General features: G+C 66.9%; 22 protein-coding genes and 1 pseudogene. 8 read left to right on the top strand and 15 right to left on the bottom strand.

The window, feature by feature from the left end:
* Positions 1-68 precede the first annotated feature (68 nt).
* The 6 genes from Q8R75_RS05170 to Q8R75_RS05195 form a co-directional block, all read right to left on the bottom strand.
* Positions 69-3,209, bottom strand: coding sequence for an efflux RND transporter permease subunit (locus Q8R75_RS05170; RefSeq protein WP_305626647.1), 3,141 nt, complete (start codon positions 3,207-3,209; stop codon positions 69-71).
* Positions 3,210-3,222: 13 nt separating this feature from the next.
* On the bottom strand, positions 3,223-4,344 hold the full coding sequence (locus Q8R75_RS05175; RefSeq protein WP_305614129.1) for an HlyD family efflux transporter periplasmic adaptor subunit: 1,122 nt from the start codon (positions 4,342-4,344) through the stop codon (positions 3,223-3,225).
* A complete protein-coding gene (locus Q8R75_RS05180; RefSeq protein ID WP_305614130.1) occupies positions 4,341-4,961 on the bottom strand; it encodes a hypothetical protein in 621 nt (206 codons plus the stop codon). Before Q8R75_RS05180 ends, Q8R75_RS05175 begins: the two co-directional genes overlap by 4 nt.
* Positions 4,958-6,166: a TolC family protein gene (locus Q8R75_RS05185; protein WP_305614131.1), complete on the bottom strand. Its 1,209-nt coding sequence runs from the start codon at positions 6,164-6,166 to the stop codon at positions 4,958-4,960. The genes Q8R75_RS05180 and Q8R75_RS05185 overlap by 4 nt, the downstream gene beginning before the upstream one ends.
* Before the next feature lie 113 nt (positions 6,167-6,279).
* Positions 6,280-6,645 carry a hypothetical protein gene (locus tag Q8R75_RS05190; protein ID WP_305614132.1) on the bottom strand — a complete coding sequence of 122 codons (366 nt, stop codon included), beginning with the start codon at positions 6,643-6,645 and terminating at the stop codon, positions 6,280-6,282.
* A gap of 53 nt (positions 6,646-6,698) precedes the next feature.
* A complete protein-coding gene (locus Q8R75_RS05195) occupies positions 6,699-6,995 on the bottom strand; it encodes a hypothetical protein (protein ID WP_305614133.1) in 297 nt (98 codons plus the stop codon).
* 191 nt (positions 6,996-7,186) lie between these two features.
* Between Q8R75_RS05195 and Q8R75_RS05200 the strand changes: the two genes are divergently transcribed.
* A complete protein-coding gene (locus Q8R75_RS05200; RefSeq protein ID WP_305613567.1) occupies positions 7,187-8,515 on the top strand; it encodes a hemolysin family protein in 1,329 nt (442 codons plus the stop codon).
* Positions 8,516-8,536: 21 nt separating this feature from the next.
* Here Q8R75_RS05200 and Q8R75_RS05205 read toward each other — a convergent pair whose 3' ends face one another.
* From Q8R75_RS05205 to Q8R75_RS05240, 8 genes are all read right to left on the bottom strand, one after another.
* The gene (locus Q8R75_RS05205; RefSeq protein ID WP_305613566.1) at positions 8,537-9,532 is read right to left on the bottom strand and encodes a DUF6515 family protein; all 996 of its coding nucleotides are present in this window, start codon (positions 9,530-9,532) and stop codon (positions 8,537-8,539) included.
* A 32-nt stretch (positions 9,533-9,564) separates the two neighbouring features.
* The gene (locus tag Q8R75_RS05210; protein ID WP_305613565.1) at positions 9,565-10,149 is read right to left on the bottom strand and encodes a YMGG-like glycine zipper-containing protein; all 585 of its coding nucleotides are present in this window, start codon (positions 10,147-10,149) and stop codon (positions 9,565-9,567) included.
* Between the two features lie 158 nt (positions 10,150-10,307).
* Positions 10,308-11,306, bottom strand: coding sequence for a septal ring lytic transglycosylase RlpA family protein (locus Q8R75_RS05215; protein WP_305626649.1), 999 nt, complete (start codon positions 11,304-11,306; stop codon positions 10,308-10,310).
* 4 nt (positions 11,307-11,310) lie between these two features.
* The gene (gene rodA / locus Q8R75_RS05220) at positions 11,311-12,477 is read right to left on the bottom strand and encodes a rod shape-determining protein RodA (protein WP_305612639.1); all 1,167 of its coding nucleotides are present in this window, start codon (positions 12,475-12,477) and stop codon (positions 11,311-11,313) included.
* The gene (gene mrdA, locus Q8R75_RS05225; protein ID WP_305612641.1) at positions 12,458-14,347 is read right to left on the bottom strand and encodes a penicillin-binding protein 2; all 1,890 of its coding nucleotides are present in this window, start codon (positions 14,345-14,347) and stop codon (positions 12,458-12,460) included. Before mrdA ends, rodA begins: the two co-directional genes overlap by 20 nt.
* Positions 14,348-14,419: 72 nt before the next feature.
* Entirely contained in the window at positions 14,420-14,944 is a 525-nt protein-coding gene (gene mreD, locus Q8R75_RS05230) for a rod shape-determining protein MreD (protein ID WP_305612643.1), read from the bottom strand.
* A complete protein-coding gene (mreC, locus tag Q8R75_RS05235; protein WP_305612645.1) occupies positions 14,941-15,855 on the bottom strand; it encodes a rod shape-determining protein MreC in 915 nt (304 codons plus the stop codon). Before mreC ends, mreD begins: the two co-directional genes overlap by 4 nt.
* Before the next feature lie 107 nt (positions 15,856-15,962).
* The gene (locus tag Q8R75_RS05240; protein WP_305626650.1) at positions 15,963-17,006 is read right to left on the bottom strand and encodes a rod shape-determining protein; all 1,044 of its coding nucleotides are present in this window, start codon (positions 17,004-17,006) and stop codon (positions 15,963-15,965) included.
* 237 nt (positions 17,007-17,243) lie between these two features.
* Here Q8R75_RS05240 and gatC point away from each other — a divergent pair, with 237 nt between their 5' ends.
* From gatC to gatB, 5 genes are all read left to right on the top strand, one after another.
* Entirely contained in the window at positions 17,244-17,531 is a 288-nt protein-coding gene (gene gatC / locus Q8R75_RS05245; RefSeq protein WP_305612649.1) for an Asp-tRNA(Asn)/Glu-tRNA(Gln) amidotransferase subunit GatC, read from the top strand.
* Positions 17,528-19,009 carry an Asp-tRNA(Asn)/Glu-tRNA(Gln) amidotransferase subunit GatA gene (gene gatA, locus Q8R75_RS05250; protein WP_305612651.1) on the top strand — a complete coding sequence of 494 codons (1,482 nt, stop codon included), beginning with the start codon at positions 17,528-17,530 and terminating at the stop codon, positions 19,007-19,009. The genes gatC and gatA overlap by 4 nt, the downstream gene beginning before the upstream one ends.
* The gene (locus tag Q8R75_RS05255) at positions 19,006-19,326 is read left to right on the top strand and encodes a hypothetical protein (RefSeq protein WP_305612653.1); all 321 of its coding nucleotides are present in this window, start codon (positions 19,006-19,008) and stop codon (positions 19,324-19,326) included. Before gatA ends, Q8R75_RS05255 begins: the two co-directional genes overlap by 4 nt.
* Before the next feature lie 65 nt (positions 19,327-19,391).
* Entirely contained in the window at positions 19,392-19,826 is a 435-nt protein-coding gene (locus tag Q8R75_RS05260; RefSeq protein ID WP_305612660.1) for a hypothetical protein, read from the top strand.
* A 33-nt stretch (positions 19,827-19,859) separates the two neighbouring features.
* The gene (gene gatB, locus Q8R75_RS05265; protein ID WP_305612662.1) at positions 19,860-21,341 is read left to right on the top strand and encodes an Asp-tRNA(Asn)/Glu-tRNA(Gln) amidotransferase subunit GatB; all 1,482 of its coding nucleotides are present in this window, start codon (positions 19,860-19,862) and stop codon (positions 21,339-21,341) included.
* Between the two features lie 538 nt (positions 21,342-21,879).
* Here the strand turns inward: gatB and Q8R75_RS05270 are convergent.
* Positions 21,880-22,872 (bottom strand): annotated as a pseudogene (locus Q8R75_RS05270) (integron integrase); the annotation flags it as partial.
* Between the two features lie 151 nt (positions 22,873-23,023).
* Between Q8R75_RS05270 and Q8R75_RS05275 the strand changes: the two are divergent.
* The gene (locus Q8R75_RS05275) at positions 23,024-23,425 is read left to right on the top strand and encodes a hypothetical protein (protein ID WP_305612663.1); all 402 of its coding nucleotides are present in this window, start codon (positions 23,024-23,026) and stop codon (positions 23,423-23,425) included.
* Between the two features lie 156 nt (positions 23,426-23,581).
* The coding region (locus Q8R75_RS05280; RefSeq protein WP_305663533.1) for a transposase at positions 23,582-24,252 on the top strand (671 nt) is incomplete at its 3' end.

Here is a 24,252-nt window from a genome sequence, read left to right on the forward strand (position 1 = left end):
CGGTCTCCATCAGGTGAGGTTTGCAATCGATCGTCAGGCGGCGAAGCACGGCATGAACAGAAAATCCGTCAGGTCGCTCCGGTGGCGGGTTCCCGTACGTCCCCGGACGCGCGATCCTGTTCAAGAAACCGCTGCAGGGCCGGCCCGCCGAAACACCAGAACAGCACCGGGGTGAGCAGGGTGTCGAGCACGGTGGCGCTGATCAGGCCGCCGAAAATGACGACCGCCACCGGATGCAGGATTTCCTTGCCCGGCGCATCGGCCGCCAGCAGAAGCGGCGTCAGCGCGAACGCGGCGACCAGCGCCGTCATCAGCACCGGGGTGAGCCGTTCCAGCGAACCGCGCACGATCATCGCCTGCCCGAAGCGCTCGCCTTCGAACTGGCACAGGTGGATGTAGTGGCTCACCTTCAATATGCCGTTGCGGGTCGCAATGCCGGCCAGCGTGATGAAACCGACCATGGAAGCCACCGACAGGCTGACGCCCGCGATCCACATGGCGATCACGCTGCCGATCAGGGCCAGCGGAATATTGGCCATGATGATGGCGGCCAGCACGGCCGACCGGTAACGCGTGTACAGCACCAGGAAAATCATGGCCAGCGACACCAGCGACAGTCCGGCGATCAGCAGCGTCGCCTCTTCCTGCGCCTGGAACTGGCCTTCAAGCCTGATGAACGTCCCGGTCGGCAGTGGCGCGGCATCGATGATGCGCCGGATATCCTCGATCACATGGGCCATGTCGGTGCCGTCGGTATTGGCATACACGACGATCCGCCGTTGCCCGTTCTCGCGTCCGATCTGGTTCGGTCCATCGGTTTCCTCCACGCTGGCGATGGCCGACACCGGCAGTCGTCCGGCCGGCGTGTCGATGAGGGTACGCGCCAGATCGACCGGTCCGCGCGCGTCGTCCGGAAGACGCAACACCAGACGATAGCGACGGATGCCGTCGACAATGAGCGCGCCGTCGTGTGCGCCATCGGTCAGCGCCTGCAGCGCACGGATCGCTTCGCCCGGTGACAGGCCGGCCTGAGCCGCTTTTTGGTGATCGATGCGCACCGTGATCTGCGGAATCAGCACCTGCTTTTCCACCGTCAGATCCACCAGGCCCGGAATGCCTGCCAATCGCGCACGCAACTGTTCGGCCTGTCCGCGCAGCGTGTCGGTATCTTCACCGTAGATCTTCAGCACGATCTGCGCCCGCACGCCGGACAGCAGGTGGTCGAGCCGGTGCGAAATCGGCTGCCCGATCGCCACCGATGCCGGCAGTACGGACAACGCACGCCGGATATCGGCCATCACCGCCTCGCGATCGCGTCCGCGCGACAGGTCGACGTCGATCTCGGCCGAATGCACGCCCTCCGCATGCTCATCCAGTTCCGCGCGCCCGGTGCGCCGGCCGGCCTGACGCACGTCCGGTATGTCGCGGATCAGCGTTTCGGCCAGCGCGCCCATGCGGCTTGATTCGGCCAGCGAAGTGCCGGGCGAGAACATCAGCGACAACACCAGCGAACCTTCATTGAAAGCCGGCAGGAAGACGCGCGGAAAGAAGGGCACCGTGGCGGCCGTTGCAATCACCGTGAACGCTGCGACCGTGATGAGTGCGCGCGCACGCGGAAACGAGGCGTTCAGAAGACGTGCGTCGCCGCGCTTGAGCCAGCGCACCAGCGGGCTATCTGCGCGGTCGAGCTGTTTCATGTTCGGCAGCAGGAGGCTGCACAACGCGGGCGTCACCGTCATCGACACCAGCATGGACGCCAGGATCGAGGCGATGTAGGCCACACCCAGCGGCGAGAACAGCCGCCCTTCGATGCCCGGCAGCGCGAACAGCGGCACGAACACCAGCACCATGATCACGGTCGCATAGACAATGCCGGTGCGCACCTCGACGCTGGCCTGTCGCACCACTTCGAGCACCGGCAGCGGCTGCGCAAGGCTGCGGTTCTGGCGCAGCCGGCGCAGGATGTTCTCGACATCGACCACCGCGTCGTCGACCAGCTCGCCGATGGCGATCGCGAGCCCGCCCAGCGTCATCACGTTGATCGACTGGCCGAGCAGGCTGAACACCAGTGCCGTCACCGCCAGCGACAGCGGAATCGCGATCAGCGAAATCAGCGTCGTGCGCGCCGACAGCAGGAAGGCGAACAGCACGATGCCGACCATGAGGGTGCCGTCACGCAGCGCTTCAACCACATTGCCGACCGAGGCCTTGATGAAGTCGGCCTGGCGGAACAGCACCCTGGGTTCGCCCAGCGTCGGGGGCAGGCCCTGTCTGAGTTCGCCCAGCGCCGCTTCCACGTCGCGCGTCAGGCGAAGGGTGTCGGCGGTCGGTTGCTTCTGCACGCTGATGATGACGGCCGGTGCGCCGTTGTAACCGGCATCTCCCCGCTTGAGCGCGGGTGCAAAGCCGGCACTGGCCACCTGTTCCAGCCGCACCGGCCGACCGTCCTTCCAGGCCACCGCGAGCCCGTTCAGATCTTCGATGCGATGGGTGCGCCCGACATGGCGGATCAGGTATTCACGGCTGTTGCGGTCGATGAAGCCACCTCCAGCGTTCTGCGCGAAGCCGCGCAGCGCTTGCTCGATCTGCGTCAGCGACACGCCGAGCTGCGCCATGCGCGCCGTATCGGGCTCGACCCGAAGCTGCCGGACCTCGCCACCGATCGGAATCACCTGCGAAATGCCGGCGATCGACAGCAGGCGCGGGCGCAGCACGAAGTCGGCGTATTCGCGCGCTTCCATCGATGCCGCTGCGCCCGGTCCGTCCGGATTGATCGGCAGCGCAATGAGCATGATTTCGCCCATGATCGACGACACCGGCCCCATGACGGGGGCCACCCCTTCGGGCAGCTGCGTGCGCACCAGCGCCAGCCGCTCGGCCACCAGTTGCCGGTTGCGATAGATGTCAGTGCCCCAGTCGAATTCGGCATAGACCAGCGACAGCCCGACACCCGAGGTCGAGCGCACACGACTCACCCCCGGCATGCCGTTGAGCGCGGTCTCGAGCGGAAAGGTCACCAGCTGCTCGACCTCTTCCGGCGCCATGCCGCCCGCTTCGGTCAATACGGTGACCAGCGGCTTGTTCAGGTCGGGAAACACGTCGACCGGCGTGCGCCACGCCGTCAGCGCGCCATACACCATCAGCATGGCGGACACCGCGAGCACCAGCAGGCGATTGGACAGGCTGTTCCGGACGATCCAGTTGAACATGCGATGTCTCCGGTCAGCGAATCTGCGCGATCAGCGGTGCGCCCTGCACCACCACGCGGTTGTCGGCCGCCAGACCGCTCGTCACGACGACGGTCTCCGCATCGAGCGCCTGGAAGCGGACCGGTTGGGCGATGAAGCGCTCGGCGCCCGACTTGATCCACACCACCGGTTCGTTGGCCGTATTGCGCGTGATTGCCTGCGCCGGCAGCACGATGCCCGAGAGGCGATCGGTCAGTTGCGCGATGACCGATACCGGCTGGCCGACAGCCAGCGGCGGTGCCGTGCTGCCGGCCCGGCTGCGGAACATGACCGGCAGCACGCCGTCGCGCAGGCTGCCGGATGCGCCGAGCAGTTCGAGGCGCGCGCCGGGCGGATGCTTCAGGGTGGCCGACGCGATGCGGCGGGCCAGGGCGCTGTCAGGCACCGTGGCTTCGATCAGCAGGCGGCTGGGGTCGATGATTTCGAACAGTGTTTCGCGAGCGCCCACGACCTGCCCTGACACCACGTCGGCGCGCGCGACCACCCCGCTCACCGGCGAAATCAGCGCCTCGCGCGCGCCGAGGCTGGCAGCAACGCCGGCTTCACGTTCGCGCAGTCCGGCCAGTTCGGCCCGAGCGGCGTCGATATCCTTGCGCGGGACCGATCCTTCCAGCCCCTCGAGCCGCACCACCCGCTGTTCGGCCAGCGTGAGGGCAGTTCGCAGTTCGGCGCCCTGCGCGCGCTGATTGGCCAGCGCGAACGGGTCGGTCTGATGGCGCACCCAGGCCAGGGTGTCGCCTTTCTTCACCGTCTGGCCGATGATGGGCAAGCCTTTCGGACCGGCTTCGATCCGGCCACCGTAAAGCGGCTGGATGCGTCCGCCGGCATTGGGATCGATGACCACCCGACCTGGAAGCTCGACCGTGCGGGCCGCTTCGGTCTGCCGCGCGATGCGGGTGCGGATGGCCATGCGCCGCTGTGCCTGCTTGGGCACGTTCACGCTGCCGTCGGGCAGCCGGGCGAGCTGGCTGATCGCCGCGGCCGGGGGCTGGTCGAGATGTTCGCCGTCCGGGCCGTGCGCGCCGGCTGCGGCACACGACAGGGTGGATACGACGCCGAGTGCCCAGGCGAAGCCGAGTGTCGTCAGGCGCTTCATCGCAGGCTCCCCTTGCTGACCCGGCCGCGCAGCAGCAGCACGCCAACCGCCAGCGCAACGGCTGCGCCGAGGGCCCACCACAGCAGGGAAAGCATGCCCGGGCCGTGTTCGTGTTCATCATGCGTGGCATCGGTGCTCGCTGCGTCGGCCACGCGCAATGTGGCGTCGAGCAGATCGCTGTCCTGCGGCGTCACGATGGTGAACAGCAGCGCGTGTTCGCCCGGTCTGGCGAGTGCGGCCAGCAACTTCTCGTCAGTGACCGAATAGTCGCCCTGATCGGCATGCAGTGTGGCGGCCGCACGCAAGCCGCCGGACTCGACTTCCACGCTGGCATCGAGCACCGGTTCGTTGCTGTCATAGCGGTCGATCAGGATCGACAGTTCTCCGCGCAGCAGCCTGGCCACCAGTTCGAACTGTTCGGAATGGGCTTCGGTGCCCGGCGCAGCGCCGGCCTCGCTGGCCGCAGCAGGCGTGTCGAGATGCTCGCCGTCGGGGCCGTGAGCGCCGGGTGCGGCAAAGGCAGGCGGGCTGATCACCACCGCCAGTTGCACCAGCAGCGCGGGCAGGAAAGCGGATCGCTTGCGCGGACGAGGTTCGGCAGGAATGTTCGCGTTCATGGCAGAAGTCCGAGGGATTGATTGACGCGGGCGCGCGCCAGTCCGAGCGCTGCCTGCTGGCGCGCAACGTCGAGCTGCGCCTGGGTCGCGGCGCTGCGTACCCGGAGCAGTTCCGGCAGGTCGCCTTCACCGGCGCGGAAGGCCTTGTCCAGCAGCGCGGCGCGTTCGGCCAGCAGCGCCGCGCGGGTCGTGGCTTCGGCAAGCGTGGCTTCGGTCGTTCGCAGTACTTGTCCGGCCAGCGCCTGCTCGGCCGTGATGCGGTCGCGCGTGCGCTCCAGCTGGATACGAACGCGTTCGAGTTCGGCGACGGCAGCCGCGTCGCGCGCGAGATTTCGATCGTCGGTGTCGAGCGGAATGCGCAGCCTCACGCCGATGCTGTCGGCCGAAGTGAGGCCGCTGCCGGGCTCATCGTGGCGATAGCGCAGCGTCACTTCGGGCGCGTCACGACGGGTGAGATTGACCGACTCCAGCCGTCGGCTGACCAGTTCGAGCGCGGACCGGGCCTGAACCAGTTCGGGATGCTGTTCGATCTCGATACCGCCGCCGGGGGATTCATCCGGGGAGTGCGGCCAGGGCATTCCGGTCAGCAGTGTCCAGCGCGATTCGGCCGCAGCCAGCGCCTGCAGCGCCTCGCGCAGCGAGGTGCCGGCGGAGACCGCGTCAGCCTGCGCAGCCAGTGCGTCGGTGCGCGCCAGTTCGCCCGCCTGCACGCGCCGGTCAACGTCGGCCGACAGTGCGTCCAGCCGGGCGACGTGCGTCCCGGCCAACTCGACTTCGGCCCGTCGCGCCACGCCCAGCCAGGCGAGATCACGCAGCTCGCCGGCCAGCCGCAGCCGCGCAACCTGGGCGGAAACATCGGCCAGCGCCACCTCGGCCAGCGCCGAGGTTCGTCGTGCATCGCGCTGGCCCGGCAGCCATACCGGCCACACCAGACCGACCTCGGTTTCGCGCTGCCCCGTGTCGCGCAGCAGCCGGTTTTCGCGCTGCGACAGCTCGATCGACGGCGGTGCGGCCCAACGGCTGCCGGACGCTGCGAGATTGGCGCTGGCAACCCGCGCTTGGCCAGTGACCTCGCGGGCCACGACGGCGCGTTGCCATGCTGCATCCAGTGCGCCTGCCAGCGCGGACGGTGGCCCGGCCTGTGCCGGGGCGGTCAGTACGACCTGCAGCAGGCCGTACAGCAGGGAAATTCGAAAGGTGTTCACCGTTCAGCGATCCATGAACGGATGCACGCGCGCGGCCCGGGCAGACGCCGGGGCACCGGTTCATCCAGTCAAAGGGAATCCGACCCGCCGGAGGCGGATCAGCCGTTGCGCAATCAGCTGAACGGTCTGGGAGGTCGTTTCAGCCCTTCGAGGAAGGGCTCGGGTACATGGGATGCGGCGAACGCCGGGAGAGGGTCAAGCCGGGGGGGCGTTGCAAGGAAGTTGCAGGGCGATGGCAGCGGTCCGGCCGTGCCGATCATGCCGTCAGCCTGCATGTGCTGCGCCGATTCCGGCGAATCGTCGAAATGAATGCCGTCTTCGTGGTGATGATGTGCCTGTTCCGTCAGGTGCAGGAAGGCGTGGCCATGATGATCGACGCCTCCGGCCGGGGCGGCAAGACTGTGGCCGATACCCGCGAAAGCGAGCGACTGCCAGAACAGGCAGAGCGCGAGCATCAGGGGCAGGAAGCCGGGTTTCATTTCCAAAGCTTAGCACGGTCCCGACGGGTCGCCGGGCGGCCGGTCATGGTGGCTCAGAGCAGCGTGAATGTGACGAGCCAGATCAGGCCGGTCAGCTGGAAAAGCGGGGCGAAAGGTGTGCGCCGTCTTGAACTTGTCCGCACCACTGCAATGAACATGAACAGGTTGTACGGCAGCAGCAGTGCAAATGCGATGTGCGCCGCCGCATCGGGCAGCCTGTTCGCGATCGCGAGCAGACCCGCCAGCGTCAGTGCGCCATTGACGGCTGTGCCGACCAGCAGCATGTCCCACCAGAACAGTCGGGCGATGGGTATGTGGCAGTGCCAGCGGGCGACGAAAAATTCTGGCAAAGGCGAGGTTCCTGTGATTGGCCATCCGGTCACGCGCGGCCAGATGAATACGTCGGCAGAAGGCGTTCGCCTGATGTCCCCGGCCTGTCGTCACCCTGCTGAAGCGAGGTTATCGAATTTCGTGAAGTAGCTCCATAATCAAGCGCTTGTTCACACCGGGGCCACGCAAATGAACGCGGGTGGCCTGCTTTATGGATATCGCCTTGCTGTTTGCACTGATTCTTCTCAACGGCGTGTTCGCCATGTCGGAAATCGCCATCGTCTCTTCGCGCAAGGCGCGCCTGATCGGCCTCGCCGACGATGGCAACCGCGGCGCCGAGGCGGCCGTCCGTCTGCACGATGATCCATCGAATTTCTTTTCCACCATCCAGGTCGGCATCACCTCGATCGGCATTCTGAGCGGGGCCATGGGCGAAACCGTGCTGGCCGATCCGCTGGCTGGCTGGCTGGCCGGCTTCCCGCTGATCGAGCCGTATTCACGCACGATTGCGCTGTCCATCGTCGTGGTCGGCATTACCTATTTTTCGGTGGTCGTTGGCGAGCTCGTGCCGAAACGGCTCGCACTCCTGGCGCCTGAAAGCATCGCCTCGCTCATTTCCCGTCCGATGGTGATGCTTGCGCTGATCGCCCGGCCGCTGGTGGTCGTGCTGTCGGTGTCGAGCAACACCATCCTGCGCCTGGCCGGCGCCAGGCGTACCGAAGAGCCGCCGATCACCGACGAGGAAATCAATGTACTGATGGGTCAGGGCGCCGAAGCCGGCGTGTTCCACCAGAGCGAGCAGCAGATCGTGTCGAACGTGTTGCGGCTGGATGAACAACGCGTCGGCGCGATCATGACGCCGCGCAAGGATATTTTTGCGGTCGATCTCGAAGACCCGGAAGAGGAGATTCGCGCGCGCATCGCCGACAGCCCGTACAGCCGCGTGCTGGTGTGCCGCGACGGCGTGGAGCACGTGCTCGGCGTGCTGCAGACCGGCAGCCTGCTCAAGCGCTCGCTCGCCGGCATCACGATAGACCGCGCCAGCATCGAAGCCCTGCTGACGCCGCCGCTGTATGTGCCCGACACGGTCAGCACCGCGCAGTTGCTGGAAAACTTCAGGCGTACCCGCAAGCATCTTGCGCTGCTGGTCGACGAATACGGCGACCTGCAGGGCCTGGTCACGGTCAACGACGTGCTGGCCGCCATCGTCGGCGACATTTCGGTCGAAGACATCGACGAGGCGCAGGAAATCGTGCAGCGCGAAGACGGTTCGTGGCTGGTCGACGGCAGCACGTCGATCAGCAAGCTCAAATCGGTCGTCGGCCTGGACCAGGAACTGCCGGGCGAGGACAGCGGCGGCTTCCACACCGTGGGCGGTTTCGTGCTGCACGTGCTGGGCCGCATCCCGGTGCCGGCCGACTACTTCGAAATGCCGGGTCTGCGGATCGAGGTGATGGACATGGATCGCAACCGCATCGACAAGGTGCTGGTGCAGCAGATTCGTGCCGAACTGTCGGACGCGCCGCCCGAGGCCGGCTAGAACGCCCGACCGTCCGGCCCGTCAGCGCACCGTGTAGTTGCGCGCCTCCAGACAGGCGGTCATGGCGCGCAGGTAAGCGATGCGCGCCGGGGCGGCCTGGTCCGGCGGTACGCCACCGGACACCCGGGTCGGGTCGTAACCGGTCTGGGAAGACGCCCAGTCGTGGCACTCGAAGCGGTCGGTCGCCTGCTGTTCCACGCTCTGCCCGTCGGCGGGATAGACAAACAGTTCGTCCGATTCGGCCGGTTCGCTGTCGGCATACCGGCCTTCCGGCGGTTCGACCACCACATAACCCTCGTGGCGCCGCGCGTAATACACGTCGTCGTAGCGGTAATACGGGCGTCCGCCGTAGTCGATCACCGAGTAGCCGTAGGGCAGCACCGTGATGAAGGCGCCGATCGGCGGGCCGACCACCGAAAACCAGGCGCCACTCGGCCGGTACCACACGCCGTGCGAGCGGTAGAAGGGCCGGCCGTGATGGTGATGCACGTGCACGTCGCGCGGCAGACGCTGCACCACGGCGCCGCGGCCCGGGTAGTGCGCCGGATGCCGGCCGTGTCCGGTTGCATGGTGCGCCCGCGGCACGTGCCGCTCGATGCGGTTCTGGTAGGCGGCACGCGGCACTGCGCGATCGCCGCGCCGGTCGTCACGCGGCCCGGCGTCGCCACGACGTTCGCCGCGGTTGTCGCCTCGCATCCCGCTGCGCATGTCGCCGCGACCGGCGTCGCCTCGTTCGGTACGCTCCTGCGTTCGTTCCTGGGTGCGCTGGGCGCTGCGTTGTCCGTCGCGCTGACCTTCGCGGGGCGCCCGGGCGCCGCGGTCTTCGCGCGGTCCCGGCCGCTCGCCGCGCGATTCCTGACCCTGGCGCGCGCCACCGCGCTCGCCGGGGTCGCCCCGGTCACCGCCGCCTTCCTGCGAAAACGCGGCACCGCTGCCCAGAAGCAGCAGCGCAACGAGCGCTGCGCCGGTACGGCCGAGCCGGGTGTGACGGGTGTGCTGCGTGTCACCGTGTTCCATGATGCGTCGTCCCTGTGGTGAATGCGGCGTGATCAGCGCACGGCGTAGCCGCGGCCTTCGAGACAAGCGACCAGCGCGCGCCGGTAGCGGTTCGCCTGGTCGCTGCCAGCGGCGTCGCGCTGTGCGGCACGCTGCGCATAGGCGTCTTCGACCCGGGCGGCACGCGCTTCGCGCGAGGCGTCCGATGCCGCACCGGCGGCTGCGCCGACCACGGCACCGATCGCTGCGCCCTGCCCCGTGTGATAAGGACTGCCGACCGCGGCGCCGATGACGGCACCGGTCACCGTGCCGGCCGCGAGCCCGTAGCCGGACGGCGGGTTGGCCTCGACGCGCGGCACCGGTGTCGGCACGTTGCGGCTGGTCGCCGGATCGAAGCCGGATTCACCGACCGCCCAGGCATTGCATTCGTAGCGGTCGCGCCGCTGCGTGGTGGCGTTCTGGCCGCGCGACGGATACACCGACAGATCGGTTACCGCCTTCACCGGCGGTGGCCGCGGCGATCCGGTGTAGGGCGCCGGCCGGGGCGGCGAGGCACAGGCGGCGAGCAGACCGGCGCACAGGGCGGCCGTCAGGCCGGGTCGCCAGACGGGTTGAAGGCAACTGCGAGGGGAGGGCATGGCGGACGCTGCCTGCGAAATGCGGTCACCGGAGCGGGACCGCGACGCATGCAGTGTTGCAGGCGGATGTAGCAAACTCTGTAATGGCTCGTATGCAGGTGTTACGGCGCCTGGCCAGCCGCATGCCCGGTGCGATCAGCGCAAGGTCAGCGGGAGAGTCAGCGTGTGAGGAGCAGTGCCTCGAGGCCGAGCTGGTCGCGCAGCGCGCGGGCGGCGCCCTGCGCCGCGTCGCGGCTCTCGAACGGCCCGGCGCGCACGCGGTGGCGGTCGCCGTCGCTCGATACGCTGATCCGGTCGGCCAGCTCGCCGAGCGCTTCGGCGATCCGGCGCGACAGGGCCTGCGCGTTGTCGAGCGTGCTGAAGGCGCCCAGCTGCAGCCAGTGGCCGGTGGTTGAAGGGCCATCCGCGCCGTCGGCGGCCAGCGCGGCGATCACGTCGTCGGCGGGTGCCGCGGGGGCTGCCGGCCCCGGTGCGGGTCGCGCGATTTCCGGCTGCCCGGCGGCGCGCCGGGCCAGCAGGTCGCCGGCGCTGCCCGGTGCGAACACCGCCTCGACCTCGACTTCGGCGCTGCCGTCATTCACATAGCCGAGCTTGGCGGCAGCGGTCCACGACAGGTCGATCACGCGGCCGGGCTTGAACGGGCCGCGGTCATTCACCCGCACCACGACCGAGCGGCCGCTGGCCAGATGGGTCACCCGCGCATAGCTCGGGATGGGCAGGGTGGCGTGGGCCGCGGTCATGCCGTACATGTCGTACGGCTCGCCGCTCGATGTTTTCTGGCCGTGGAATTTGCGGCCGTACCAGCTCGCACGCCCGCGCTGACGGAACGGCCGGTGTTCGGACAGCGGAACGAAACTCAGGCCCAGCGCGCTGTAGGGCCGGTTGGCGAAGCGGTGCAGCGGCTCGTCGCGCGGCGCGGCGTCCGGAATCGCGGCCAGTGTCAGCGCATCGGGCGCGTTGTCGCCCGGGCCGTCGTCGAGATAGTAGCCGCCCGGGCGCGGCTTGCCCGAGGGCGCAGGGGTGGCAACCGGCGCGGTGCTGGCAGGTGCGGAACCGGCGGGTGCAGCGGGTGCCGGCGGTTCGCTGACCGGCACGCCGGCGCAGCCGGCCAGCACCGCGCACAGCGCCACCGGCCACAGGCTGCGGGCGGCGATCATCGGTTCAGCGGTCGCGCCGGCGGGACCGCCGGTGCGCCTCGATCGACATCAGCAGGCCCAGCCCGATGCACAGCGTGACCAGCGCGGTGCCGCCGTAACTCACAAAGGGCAGCGGTACGCCGACCACCGGCAGCACACCGGTCACCATGCCCATGTTCACAAAGGCATAGGTGAAGCAGGACAGCGAGATCGCGCCGGCCAGCAGGCGTGAAAACAGCAGGGGCGCGCTGGCCGCGATCATCAGGCCGCGGCCGATCAGCAATATATATATGGCGAGCAGCACGATGCAGCCGAGCAGGCCGAACTCTTCCGCCATGACGGCGAAGATGAAGTCGGTGTGGCGCTCGGGCACGAATTCGAGGTGGGTCTGCGTGCCCTCCTTCCAGCCCTTGCCGAACACGCCGCCGGAGCCGATCGCGATGCTCGACTGGATGATGTGGAAGCCGCTGCCGCGCGGGTCGGCGGTCGGGTCGAGCAGCGTGCATACACGCTGGCGCTGATAGTCCTTGAAACCCGGCCACTTGACGCCTTCGGCGCACAGCGCGTCGCCTTCGACCGCTACCGTGGTGACTGCCACCACGCCGATCACCAGCACCGGAATGATGAGCTTCCACGACAGCCCGGCGAAGAAGATGACGAATACGCCGGCTGCCAGCACCAGGATGGCGGTGCCCAGATCCGGCTGATGGAAGATCAGGCCGACCGGAATGATCAGGATGACCAGCGCGACCAGGAAATCGCGTACCCGCAGCTGCGCCTCATGGCGGTGGAAATACCAGGCGAGCATCAGCGGCACCGAAATCTTCAGCATTTCAGACGGCTGGATGCGCGTGAAGCCGATGTCGAGCCAGCGCTGCGCGCCCTTCGACGTTTCGCCGAACAGCTCGACACCGATCAGCAGCACGACGCCTAAAAGGTAGAACGGCAGCGCCAGCTGCATCAGGCGCAGCGGCGGAATCTGCGCCACCAGCAGCATGACCGACAGACCGACCGCCAGATTGACCAGATGGGCGTCGAAGCGGAAACCGAAATCGGCCGTGGCGCTCGCCATGACCAGTGTGGCGAGCGCCAGCAGCGTGCCGGCGATGATCATCAGCGGCAGATCGAGCTTGCCCAGCACGCTGCCCAGCATGCCGCGCAGCCACAGCCATCTATTCGCTGTCAGTTGCATCCGTGTCCTCGGGCGCCGGGCCGGCCGGCAGGTTGCCCAGCAGATAATAGTCAAACACCTGGCGCGCGATCGGCGCCGCCGATTGCGAACCGAAACCGGCGTTTTCCACCAGCACGGCCAGCGCGATCTTCGGGTTGTCGGCCGGTGCGTAGGCGATGAACAGCGCGTGGTCGCGCAGCTTTTCAGCCAGCTTGCTGGTTTTCAGGTCGCCGCCGCGCAGCGAGAAGGCCTGCGCCGTGCCGGTCTTGCCCGCCGCGACGTAGGGCGCTCCTGCAAACGCGCGGCTACCCGTGCCGACGCGGTTCACGTCTTCCATGGCGCGCTTGATCACGTCGATGTCGGCCTGCCTGAGATCGACCCGGCGCACCGGTTCCGGTTCGATCAGCTGGATGGCGCCGGTGCGCGAGTTCTCGATCTGGCGCACCACATGCGGCCGGTACACCACGCCGTCGGCGGCCAGGATCGCCGTGGCGTGCGCCAGCTGAATCATCGTGTAGGCGTTGTAACCCTGGCCGATGCCGACCGAAATCGTCTCGCCGGCATACCATTTCTGCTGGTCGGGCCGCTTGAAGCGCTTCTTCTTCCACGCCTGCGACGGCAGCACGCCGGTCGATTCGCCATCGATGTCGATGCCGGTGCGGCTGCCCAGCCCGAGCTGCCCCATGAAGTTCGAAATGCCGTCGATGCCCCAGTCGGAAGCGAGCCGGTAGTAATAGGTGTTGCACGACACCACGATGGACTTGTGCATGTCGACCGAGCCGTGGCCACCCACCTTGTCGTCGCGGAAGCGGTGGCCGCCGAAGTCGAAGTGGCCCGGGTCGGCGATGGCGTATTCAGGCGTGCGCTTGCCGGCCGTCAGCGCGCCCAGCGCCATGAAGGGCTTGAAGGTGGAGCCTGGCGGGTAGGCGGAATAGATGGCGCGGTTGAGCAGCGGGTAGTCGGGCGAGTTGTTCAGCGCGTCCCAGCTGGTGGTGTCGATGCCATCGACGAACAGATTGGGGTCGAAGGTCGGCTTGCTGACCAGCGCCAGCACGCCGCCGGTCGACGGCTCGATCGCCACCAGCGCGCCGCGCCGGTCGCCGAAGGCGGTTTCGACGACGCGCTGCAGGCCGGCGTCGAGCGTCAGCCGCAGGTTGTTGCCCTGCTGCGGCGGGGTGCGCGACAGCACGCGTACCGCGCGGCCCGCGGCGGTCACTTCGACCTGCTCCACGCCGGTCAGTCCATGCAGCTCGCGCTCGTAATGCTGTTCCAGTCCGCTCTTGCCGATGTGGTCGGTGCCGCGATAGTTCGCCGCGTCGTCCGATTCCTGGATGCGCTCGGCGTCGCGCCGGTTGATGCGGCCCATGTAGCCGAGCACGTGCGACGCGAGCTCGGCGTTCGGGTACTGGCGGAACAGCCGGGCGCGCACCTCGACTCCAGGGAAGCGGTAGCGCTGCGCGATGAAGCGCGCCACTTCCTGGTCGCTGAGCCGGGTGCGGATGGGCAGCGAATCGAAGTTGCGTGATTCGTCCATCAGTTTGCGGAAGCGCTTGCGGTCGCGCGCCTCGATATTGACGATGGTGGCCAGCTCGTCGATCGTGCGGTCGAGGTTGTCGACGCGCGACGGCTGTATTTCCAGCGTGTAGGCTGAGTAATTGCGCGCCAGTACCTCGCCCTTGCGGTCGACGATGAGGCCGCGGTTCGGCGTGACCGGCAGCAGCGCAATGCGGTTGTCTTCGGCACGCGTGCGGTAGTAGTCATGCATCACCACCTGCAGCCAGACGAAGCGCGCCAGCAGCAGCGAAAAGCACACCAGCACCAGCGCGCCGGCGAACAGCACACGGCGGCGGAAGCGGACGAGCTGGATTTCCTGGTTGTGAAGATCGTTCATTCAGGTGCTGCGCCTGTCGAACGGGCTGGCTGTGCAAAGCCGGCCCCGTGCGAACGCAGTGAGCGTGGGGGCCTAGATCGGACGGTTTTCATCCTTGTCCTCCGGCCGGTACTGCGGCAGCAGCAGCACGAAGCTGATCGGATACCACAGCAGCGTGGCGATGACGCTGCCGGCGAAATACCCCAGACCGGGGAATTCCGCGTCGGTGGACAGGCGCACGAATAGCATGACCAGCTGCGTGCCGACCAGCATGGGCAGCACGTGGAGCGACTGCTGCAGCGGCCCGAACCACAGGATGCGCCGTGAAAACGTGCCGGCGGTGTAGGCGAGCAGCACGTAGGCCAGCGCGTGCTGGCCCATCAGGCTGCCGTAGCCGATGTCCATCAGCAGGCCGAACACGAAGCCCGCGCCCATGCCCGCGCGCAGCGGCTCGCGCACGCACCAGAAGCACAGCACCAGTGCCACCCAGTCGGGCAGCATCGGCGTGCGGCCGAGCGGCATCAGGTTGAGCAGCAGCGCAACCAGCATCGACAGCCAGATGAACCACGGCCGGACCGGGCGCAGGATGCGGCGCGAACTGAAGCTGGGCTGATTCATGGCTTGATCGCCTTCTCCGCGCGGGCACTGCCGGCGGTGGCCGCCACGTCGTCTGCCGGCAGCACCGGCTTGCCGGGTGCCATGATGAGCACCGTGGAATGCGATTCGACGCCGGCCAGCGGCACGCACAGGATGCGCACGAAGCCGCCCGAGCCGTCACGGTCAACCGATTTGACGCGCGCCACCGGCAGGCCGGGTGCGAACACGCCGTCGAGCCCCGAGGTAACGATGCGGTCGCCTTCGCGCAGGTCGACGTCGGTCGCCAGATAGCGCAGTTCAAGCGTGCCGCTGCCGGCACCGAACATCACGGCGCGCACGCCGGTGCGCGCGATCTGCACCGGCAGCGCCTGGTCCTTGTCGGAAATCAGCGTCACTTCCGCATTCAGCGGATAGACCCGCGTGACCTGGCCGATCACGCCGATGTCGTCTACCACCGGGCTGCCGGGTTCGATGCCCTGGGTCAGACCCTTGTCGACCACCACGCGGCGCGAGAACGGGTCGCGCACCGCATAGATCACCTCGGCCACCTGGGCGTTCACCTGCACCCGTTCGCGCATGTCGAGCAGCGCGCGCAGGCGGGTGTTTTCGAGATCGAGCTGTTCCTGGCGCAGCCGTATCGTGCCCAGCGCCACCTGTTCGCGGCGCAGTTCATCGTTCTCGGCCTGCAGCCGCGCGAGGTCGGCGAAGTACTCACCGGCCGAGCGCACGCCCTTGACCGGCATGCCGGCGGCGACCTGCAGCGGGGTGGTGACCACCGACAGACCCTGTCGCAGCAGTTCGAGGTAGTTCAGGCGGTGATCGACGACGATCAGCGTAAGTGCTGCACTGACCAGCACCACCAGGCGCACCAGCGGAGCCGGGCCCCGCCGGAAAAACGGGGGCGGGGAATGTCCGGCGACCGGAGAAACCATGAATCAGGAAACCGAAGGGGTCGAAGCGTGCCCGCGGCGCGGGCGGTGCCGGCCCCGCGGCACCGTCGAGGCGGCGGGCAGGGGCCGGTGAGCCATCATGCGGCGCGTCACTCGTTGGCGAAGATGCTGCCCAGCTGGTCCATCTTTTCCAGCGCGGTGCCCGAGCCGCGCACCACGCAGGTCAGCGGGTCGTCGGCCACCACCACCGGCAGGCCGGTTTCTTCCATCAGCAGGCGATTCAGGTCGCGCAGCAGCGCGCCGCCGCCGGTCAGCACCATGCCGCGTTCGGCGATGTCGGCGCCCAGTTCGGGCGGCGTCTGTTCGAGCGCGCTCTTCACCGCCGACACGATCTGATTCAGCGGCTCGGTCAGCGCTTCGAGAATTTCGTTGGACGAAATGGTAAAACTGCGCGGAATGCCTTCGGCCAGGTTGCGGCCCTTCACTTCCATTTCCTTCACTTCGGAGCCGGGGAAGGCGGAGCCGATTTCCTTCTTGATCGCCTCTGCCGTGGTTTCGCCGATCAGCATGCCGTAGTTGCGGCGGATGTAATTGATGATGGCTTCGTCGAACTTGTCGCCGCCGACCCGCACCGAGCCGGCGTACACCATGCCGCCGAGCGAAATCACGCCGACTTCGGTCGTGCCGCCGCCGATGTCGACCACCATTGAACCGGTGGCTTCAGACACCGGCAGGCCGGCGCCGATCGCCGCGGCCATCGGCTCCTCGATCAGGTACACCTGGCTGGCGCCGGCGCCGAGCGCCGACTCGCGGATGGCGCGCCGCTCGACCTGGGTCGAGCCGCACGGCACGCAGATGATGATGCGCGGGCTGGGCGAAAAAAGACGCGAATCGTGCACCCGCTTGATGAACTGCTTGAGCATCTGCTCGGTCACTGTGAAGTCGGCGATCACGCCGTCTTTCATGGGCCGGATGGCGGTGATGTTGCCTGGCGTCTTGCCGAGCATGAGCTTGGCCTGCAGGCCGACGGCCTGGATGGTTTTTTTGGCGTTGGGGCCGCCTTCGGTGCGGATGGCGACGACCGACGGCTCGTCCAGCACGATGCCCTGGCCGCGCACGTAGATCAGCGTGTTGGCAGTGCCGAGGTCGATGGCCAGGTCATTGGAGAAATAGGAACGCAGGAAACCGAACATGAAGTGTCTTATGTGGAAGCGACCGCAGGCGGTCTGTACGGGTTTGGGCCGGATCAGTCTTCACCCGGGGGTAACATCGAGCTGCCTCGATGCGCCGGGCGCGGCCGCAGGTCTTTGCAGCGGCCGGGCGGGTAGCCTGAATAGTTCATAATGATAACCCAACACACCCCGACCCCTTGAACTGAAACATCTTTGTCCGCGGGTGCCCCGGCATCCGGCAACCCACACAGCCCCGCCATGTCCCTGACCGACCCACAAGTCCGCCACATCGCGAAGCTGGCGCGCATCGAGCTTGCCGACGGCCAGTTCGAACGCACCCGCGACGCACTCGACTCCATGCTCGGCCTGATCGAGCAGCTTCAGGCCATCGACACCACCGGCGTCGAGCCGATGGCGCACGCCACCGATCTCGTGCTGCGCCTGCGCGACGATGCGATCAGCGAAACCGACCACCGCAGCGCCTTCCAGGCGGTCGCGCCGGCGGTCGAAAACGGCCTGTATCTGGTGCCGAGGGTGATTGAATGAGTGATCGAACGATGGACACCGTCAAGCAGCTGTCTGTCCGGCTCGCGTCCGGCGAAGTGTCGGCGGTCGAACTGGCGCAGGACTATCTGGCGAAGATCCAGGCCGCCAACCCGGCGCTGAACGCCTTTGTCGAACTGAACGAGGCGCAGACGCTGATTGAGGCGCGTGCCGCCGACGCGCTGCGCGCCGCCGGCCAGGCCGGCCCGCTGACTGGCGTGCCGATCGCGCACAAGGACATCTTCTGCCAGACCGGCTGGCATGCCCGCTGCGGCTCGAAAATGCTGGAAAACTTCGCCGCGCCGTACGACGCCGGCCTGATCGAGCGTGCGCGCGCGGCGGGCCTGGTCACGCTGGGCCGCACCAATATGGACGAGTTCGCGATGGGCTCGACCAACGAGTCGAGCCATTACGGCGTGGTGCACAACCCCTGGCAGCTCGACGCCGTGCCCGGCGGCTCGTCCGGCGGTTCGGCGGCGGCGGTCGCGGCCGGCATCGCACCGGCGGCCAGCGGCACCGACACCGGCGGCTCGATCCGGCAGCCGGCCGCGTTCTGCGGCATCACCGGCATCAAGCCGACCTACGGCATCGTGTCGCGCTGGGGCATGATCGCCTACGCCTCCAGCCTCGATCAGGGCGGGCCGATGGCCCACACCGCGGAAGATTGCGCGCTGCTGCTCAACGCCTTCGCCGGCTTCGACACGCGCGACGCCACCAGTCTGGAACGCGCGCCGGAAGACTACACGCGCGCACTCGACGCCCCGCTCGCCGGGCTGCGCATCGGCGTGCCGAAGGAATTCTTCGGCGAAGGCATGTCCGACGACGTGCGCGCTGCAGTCGAGGCCGCGCTGGCCACCTTCCGCACGCTGGGCGCCACCACGGTCGAGGTCAGCCTGCCGCGCTCCGGTTATGCCGTGCCGGCCTATTACGTGATTGCGCCGGCCGAAGCCAGTTCGAACCTGAACCGCTTCGACGGTGTGCGCTACGGCTACCGCGCGCCCGAGTACCGCGACCTGAACGACATGTACGCCAAGACACGCGCCCAGGGCTTTGGCGAGGAAGTGAAACGGCGCATATTGATCGGCACCTATGTGCTGTCGCACGGCTACTACGACGCCTACTACCTGCAGGCGCAGCGCGTGCGCCGGCTGATCGCCGACGACTATCGCGCGGCCTTCCGCGACTGCGACCTCATCCTCGGCCCGACCACCCCGACCGTCGCCTACGGCATCGGCGACAAGGCGGACGATCCGTTGTCGATGTATCTGGGCGACATCTACACCACCTCGGTCAATCTGGCCGGTCTGCCCGGCATGAGTATTCCGTGCGGCTTCGGCGCCGGCGGCCTGCCCGCGGGTCTGCCAATCGGTCTGCAGATTGTCGGCAACTATTTCGACGAGGCGCGCATGCTGGGCGCCGCACACCGCTTCCAGCAGGCGACCGACTGGCACCTGCGCACGCCACCCGGTAAGCCGACATGAGCACGTCACAGCGCTACCGTTACAACAGCGAACAGCTCACGCACATCCTTGATCAGGCGGGCATCTACATGTGCGCCTGCCCGGCCCAGGTCGCCACCCAGATGCTAGAACTGCGCAAGCTGCATCAATACCAGCTCAATTGCCTGGACGAAATGCCGCAGCTGGCCGACACGCACCGGCGCATCGCCGAGGCGGCCGAGCGCGCCCACGCGGTGCTCGAAGCCGCACTCGACGACGTGCTGCGCATCGAAGGCTGGGACGAGCAATCGCTCACCATGCCGGAAGGCCTGCGCGCACTGCGGGATAGCCTGCTGTGACGAGCCGGTGGCTGCGCGGCCTGCCATGTGCGGGTTTGGCGATTCTGGTCGCCGGTTGCGCGCAGTTGGCCCCACCGCCCGCGACGCGGGCACCGCAGCCGGCGCCTGAAGCGAAACGGCCGCTGCCGTCGATCAAGAGCACCAAGCCGCTACCGATCCCGGCGCGGCCTCTGGCGGTGAAGACCGAATGCAGCTACCGCGACGACGTGGGCACCGAAGGCCGGCTGGTGCTCGACGTGCAGGCGTCGCGCGTGCAGCGCTTCTGGTCGCAGGTCGACATGGGCAGCAAGGGCCGCTGCAGTTTCGATCTGTCGACGTTCCGGCAGACCACCTTCACGCCGTCGCCGACGCTGGTCGCCGGCGCATGCACGGTGCGCATGTGGGAACAGGGTGACCAGGTCACGGTGTCGTACCAGAACTGCGCAAGCCAGTGCTCGCCGGGCGCGCATGAATACCTCTGGCCCACCCTGGTGAGTCGCAAGACCGGTACCTGCCGGTAACCGCAAGACGGAAAGACACGGAAAGAGAACGCGATGAGCAGAACCAACTGGGAAGTCGTGATCGGGCTGGAGACGCACAGCCAGCTCAACACGACCTCGAAAATCTTCTCCGGCAGCCCGACCGCATTCGGTGCAGAGCCGAACGTGCAGGCCAGCGCAGTCGATCTGGCGCTGCCCGGCGTGCTGCCGGTGATGAACCGCGCCGCGGTCGAACGCGCCATCCGCTTCGGCCTCGCAGTGGGCGGCGAGGTCGCGCAGCGCTCGGTGTTCGCGCGCAAGAACTACTTCTACCCCGACCTTCCGAAGGGCTACCAGATCAGCCAGTACGAACTGCCGGTGGTGCAGGGCGGCACGCTCACCATCCGGGTCGGCGACGGTGACAAGGCTTACGAAAAGGTGGTGCGCCTGACCCGCGCGCACCTTGAAGAAGACGCCGGCAAGAGCCTGCACGAAGATTTTCACGGCATGTCGGGCATCGACCTGAACCGCGCCGGCACGCCGCTGCTGGAAATCGTCAGCGAGCCGGACATGAGCTCGAGCGCCGAAGCCGTGGCCTATGCGCGCGCGCTGCACGCGCTGGTGCGCTGGGTCGACATCTGCGACGGCAACATGCAGGAAGGCAGCTTCCGCTGCGACGCCAACGTAAGTGTGCGCCGCCCGGGCGAGCCGCTCGGCACGCGGCGCGAAATCAAGAACCTGAACAGTTTCCGCTTCATGCAGCAGGCGATCGACTTCGAAATCCAGTGGCAGATCGAACAGATCGAAGACGGCCACAAGATCCAGCAGGCCACCGTGCTGTTCGACCCGGACACCGGCGAAACGCGCGCCATGCGCAGCAAGGAAGACGCGCACGACTACCGCTACTTCCCCGACCCCGACTTGCCGCCGCTGGTCATCGCCGCCGACTGGATCGAGCGTGTGCGCAGCGAAATGCCCGAGCTGCCGGTTGCGCTGGCGGCGCGGCTGCAGGCCGACTGCGGTCTGTCGCCCTACGACGCCGCCGGCCTGACCGCCAGCCGCGAAATGGCGCAGTACTACCTCGACGCGCTGGCCGTCGCCGGCGCGGCGCAGGCCACTCAGTTGCCAAAGTTGCTGGCCAACTGGGTCATGGGCGAACTGGCCGCGCGGCTCAATCGCGAAGAGCGCGACATCGCGCACAGCCCGGTCACGCCGGCGCAGCTCTCCGGCCTGGTGACGCGCATCGCCGATGGCACCATTTCGAACAACATCGCGAAGAAGGTGTTCGAAGCGCTGTGGAGCGGCGAAGGCGGCGGTAACGCCAACGCCGCCGACGCCGTCATCGAAGCCCAGGGTCTGAAGCAGGTCACCGACGTATCGGCCATCGAACCCATCATCGACGAGGTGCTGGCCGCCAACCCGAAATCGGTCGAGGAATACCGCGCCGGCAAGGACAAGGCCTTCAACGCGCTGGTCGGCCAGGTCATGAAAGCCAGCAAGGGAAAAGCCAGCCCGGCGCAGGTGAACGAACTGCTGAAGAAGAAGCTGCAAGCCTGAACCGTATTCACCCTCATCCGTATCAGGGAGAGCGGGCAGCTTTCAGCCGGTACGATGTGCTCGCAATCGCCCGCTTTCAACCCTCTCCTGCGTCCGCGGAACAGGCGGGTTCGCGTCAGTACAGAAATCGCGCGATGGCTCGCTTTCAATCCTCTCCTGCATCAGCGGGAGAGGGTGGCCCGAAGGGCCGGGTGAGGGCCCGGGCGCGCCCCGGCACGTGATCGGGCCGCAACCGGCGCTGTACTGCTGACACGACCCGCTCCACTCACATTCACCGGAATTCCACACCATGCGCGTCCTCTTCTTCTTCGCCGCCCTCGCCTTCGCCATCGTCGGCATGTCGGGCATCACGCTGAGCCTGGTCAATGTCATCGACGACAGTCACAACGGCGGCTGGCCGCTGTGGCAGTCCCTGCCGCTTGCCATACTTGGCGTGGCCGGCTTCCTGTTCTGCCTCGTCAAGGTGATCCGTGGCGTCCGCGAAGAGGTGCCGCGCACCCCGGAGTGATGCCTTCAAGTCACCCCGCAACCCAGGCGTCGGCAGCGCATCCATCGGGCTGCGCACCCCGCCGCCGCCCACCTTCAACACATGCGTGTAGATCATCGTCGTCGCCACGTCGGCATGGCCGAGCAGATCCTGCACCGTCCGGATGTCATAGCCCGACTGCAGCAGCGCAGTGGCGAACGAATGGCGCAGCGTGTGCGGCGTTGCCAGCTTGGTCAGACCAGTGCAAGTCACCGCCCGCTTGAAGGCACGCTGAAAGGTCTGGTCATACATATGGTGGCGGCGCACCACGCCGCTGCGCGGATCGACCGCATGCTCGGCCTGCGGAAACACCCAGAACCAGGCCCAGGACGCGTCGGCGCGCGGATACTTGCGGGCGAGCGCATCGGGCATCTCGACCCCCGCACGCCCGCATCGTCGATCGTCATCCCACAGCACCCGGGCGCGCGCCAGCTGCTCGCGCAGCGGAATCACCAGCACCTGCGGCAACATCAGGGCGCGGTCCTTGCGCCCCTTGCCCTCCCGCACGATGACGGTGCGTCGCTCGAAATCCAGATCCTTCACGCGCAGCTGCAGGCCCTCGGTCAGCCGCATGCCCGTGCCGTACAGCAGCTGCGCGAAGAGCCGGTGCTCGCCCTCCATCAAGGTAAACACGCGCTGCACCTCGTCCGGCGACAGCACCACCGGCAGCCGGCGCGTCGCGCGCGGCCGACCGATGTCACTCATCCACGGCAGGTCAATGCCGAGCACCTGCCTGTAAAGAAACAGCAGCGCCGACAGCGCCTGCTTGTGCGTCGACACCGCCACGCTGCGCTCATTTGCCAGCCACGACAAAAAAGCCTCAATCTCGCCCCGCCCCATTTCAGCCGGATGGCGCAGCCCGTGAAACCGGATGAAAGCCTTCACCCAATGGACATAGGTCTGCTCAGTTCGTATGCTGTAATGCAGGTAACGAATCCGTTCGCGCAGCTGATCGAGCAGGCGAACCGATTTCAACGGCGGAAGCGGCGGAGTGAGGTTTTTCATCGGCATTTAATGCTGTATGGATTTACAGCATAGGTCGACGAAACTCGGGTGACAAGGCGATTCCGGCCGGGTCATCTCACCCTGTTTATCCAGCAGCTTCCGGATTTAGAGCGCAAAACTGCGCCCGAAAACAAAGTTAGGGCTTCTGGAATTGGTAAAAGCTCTTCGATTCGCGCTGGCATTTTGTGGGGCAAGCATTATTGCTTTCACTGGCTATCTCGGCTGGTCATTCCACTATGGAGTCGAAGCAGAGCGATCCCCGTTCTCCGCTGCAGCATGGAAACAGAAGGAAAATGTCTATGCACATAGCAACGACCCCGGTTGCGTTCGTGGTGGAATGGCTATCGACATCGTTTCCACCAAACTGCTGCAGGAAAAGTCCATCGCCGAAGTCAAATTGCTACTCGGCGAGCCTGACAAAGAAAAACAAGAGCAGGTCTATTACGATCTTGGCCAATGCTCCGGTTTCGGCTGGGAAAACTCGATCCTTCAAGTCAGCTTTAGCAATGGCCAGCGGGTCACCAATGCGATCATTCTGCGAGACCAGCCCTAACATGGCGCTCGACCTCGCTCCCTTCGGTCGCTGGACGCTGCGCGATAAGGCCGCGCAGCGCCGGTCAGCTCTACGTTGAGGCTGTAGAAAAACCCGTTTCATCGTCCGTTTACATGCCGTTGTTATGATCGGTCATCGCTTCCACGGAGCCCTGCGATGCCGCGCTTCAAGACACCCGACTACGGTCTGAAGATGATTCCGGTCGATTTCGCACAGCAGGTGCTGCCCGGCACCTTCGAGTTCGCGCTCTGGCACCTGGTCGACAACGAACTCGACCTCTCCACCCTCCGCTCCCGCTACACCAATGACGCCGGCGGCGCCCCGGCCTTCGATCCGGCAGTGCTGCTCAAGATCGTGCTGCTCGCCTACTCGCGCGGGCTCATCAGTTCGCGTTCGATTGCCGGCGCGTGCCGCAACAACGTGCTGTTCATGGCCGTCTCCGGCGACAGCGCCCCGCACTTCACGACGATTGCCGGCTTCGTGGCTGAGCTGGGCGACGAGGCCGCAGCACTCTTCACCCAGGTGCTGCTGGTGTGCGATCGCCAGGGCCTGATCGGGCGCGAGCTCTTTGCCATCGACGGCGTGAAGCTGCCCTCGAATGCAGCGAAGGCGAAGAGCGGCACGCGCGCTGACTTTGAGCGCGAGGCGGCGAAGATGGAGGCAGCCGTGCAGCGCATGATGGGCGACCCCCTGAGTCAGACTAGTTGTCGCCTCGTTAGAATCATCAACCCGGGGGCGATAGTGGAAGAAACAAAGTGGCGAGATACGGACAAGCTTTCAAGGACAAAGCTGTTGGGCGGCTGTTGCCGCCGGAGAGTGCATCACTG

Source organism: Methyloversatilis sp. (assembly GCF_030696805.1).
GTDB lineage: Bacteria > Pseudomonadota > Gammaproteobacteria > Burkholderiales > Rhodocyclaceae > Methyloversatilis.

Coding starts and splice junctions, on each gene's coding strand:
- Q8R75_RS05175 (WP_305614129.1), bottom strand. CDS start 4,344: ATGAAGCGCCTGACGACACTCGGCTTCGCCTGGGCACTCGGCGTCGTA.
- Q8R75_RS05240 (WP_305626650.1), bottom strand. CDS start 17,006: ATGTTCGGTTTCCTGCGTTCCTATTTCTCCAATGACCTGGCCATCGAC.
- Q8R75_RS05255 (WP_305612653.1), top strand. CDS start 19,006: ATGAGCACGTCACAGCGCTACCGTTACAACAGCGAACAGCTCACGCAC.
- mrdA (WP_305612641.1), bottom strand. CDS start 14,347: ATGAACGATCTTCACAACCAGGAAATCCAGCTCGTCCGCTTCCGCCGC.
- Q8R75_RS05205 (WP_305613566.1), bottom strand. CDS start 9,532: ATGGAACACGGTGACACGCAGCACACCCGTCACACCCGGCTCGGCCGT.
- Q8R75_RS05190 (WP_305614132.1), bottom strand. CDS start 6,645: ATGAAACCCGGCTTCCTGCCCCTGATGCTCGCGCTCTGCCTGTTCTGG.
- gatB (WP_305612662.1), top strand. CDS start 19,860: ATGAGCAGAACCAACTGGGAAGTCGTGATCGGGCTGGAGACGCACAGC.
- Q8R75_RS05215 (WP_305626649.1), bottom strand. CDS start 11,306: ATGATCGCCGCCCGCAGCCTGTGGCCGGTGGCGCTGTGCGCGGTGCTG.
- mreD (WP_305612643.1), bottom strand. CDS start 14,944: ATGAATCAGCCCAGCTTCAGTTCGCGCCGCATCCTGCGCCCGGTCCGG.
- gatA (WP_305612651.1), top strand. CDS start 17,528: ATGAGTGATCGAACGATGGACACCGTCAAGCAGCTGTCTGTCCGGCTC.
- Q8R75_RS05210 (WP_305613565.1), bottom strand. CDS start 10,149: ATGCCCTCCCCTCGCAGTTGCCTTCAACCCGTCTGGCGACCCGGCCTG.
- mreC (WP_305612645.1), bottom strand. CDS start 15,855: ATGGTTTCTCCGGTCGCCGGACATTCCCCGCCCCCGTTTTTCCGGCGG.
- Q8R75_RS05170 (WP_305626647.1), bottom strand. CDS start 3,209: ATGTTCAACTGGATCGTCCGGAACAGCCTGTCCAATCGCCTGCTGGTG.
- gatC (WP_305612649.1), top strand. CDS start 17,244: ATGTCCCTGACCGACCCACAAGTCCGCCACATCGCGAAGCTGGCGCGC.
- Q8R75_RS05180 (WP_305614130.1), bottom strand. CDS start 4,961: ATGAACGCGAACATTCCTGCCGAACCTCGTCCGCGCAAGCGATCCGCT.
- rodA (WP_305612639.1), bottom strand. CDS start 12,477: ATGCAACTGACAGCGAATAGATGGCTGTGGCTGCGCGGCATGCTGGGC.
- Q8R75_RS05200 (WP_305613567.1), top strand. CDS start 7,187: ATGGATATCGCCTTGCTGTTTGCACTGATTCTTCTCAACGGCGTGTTC.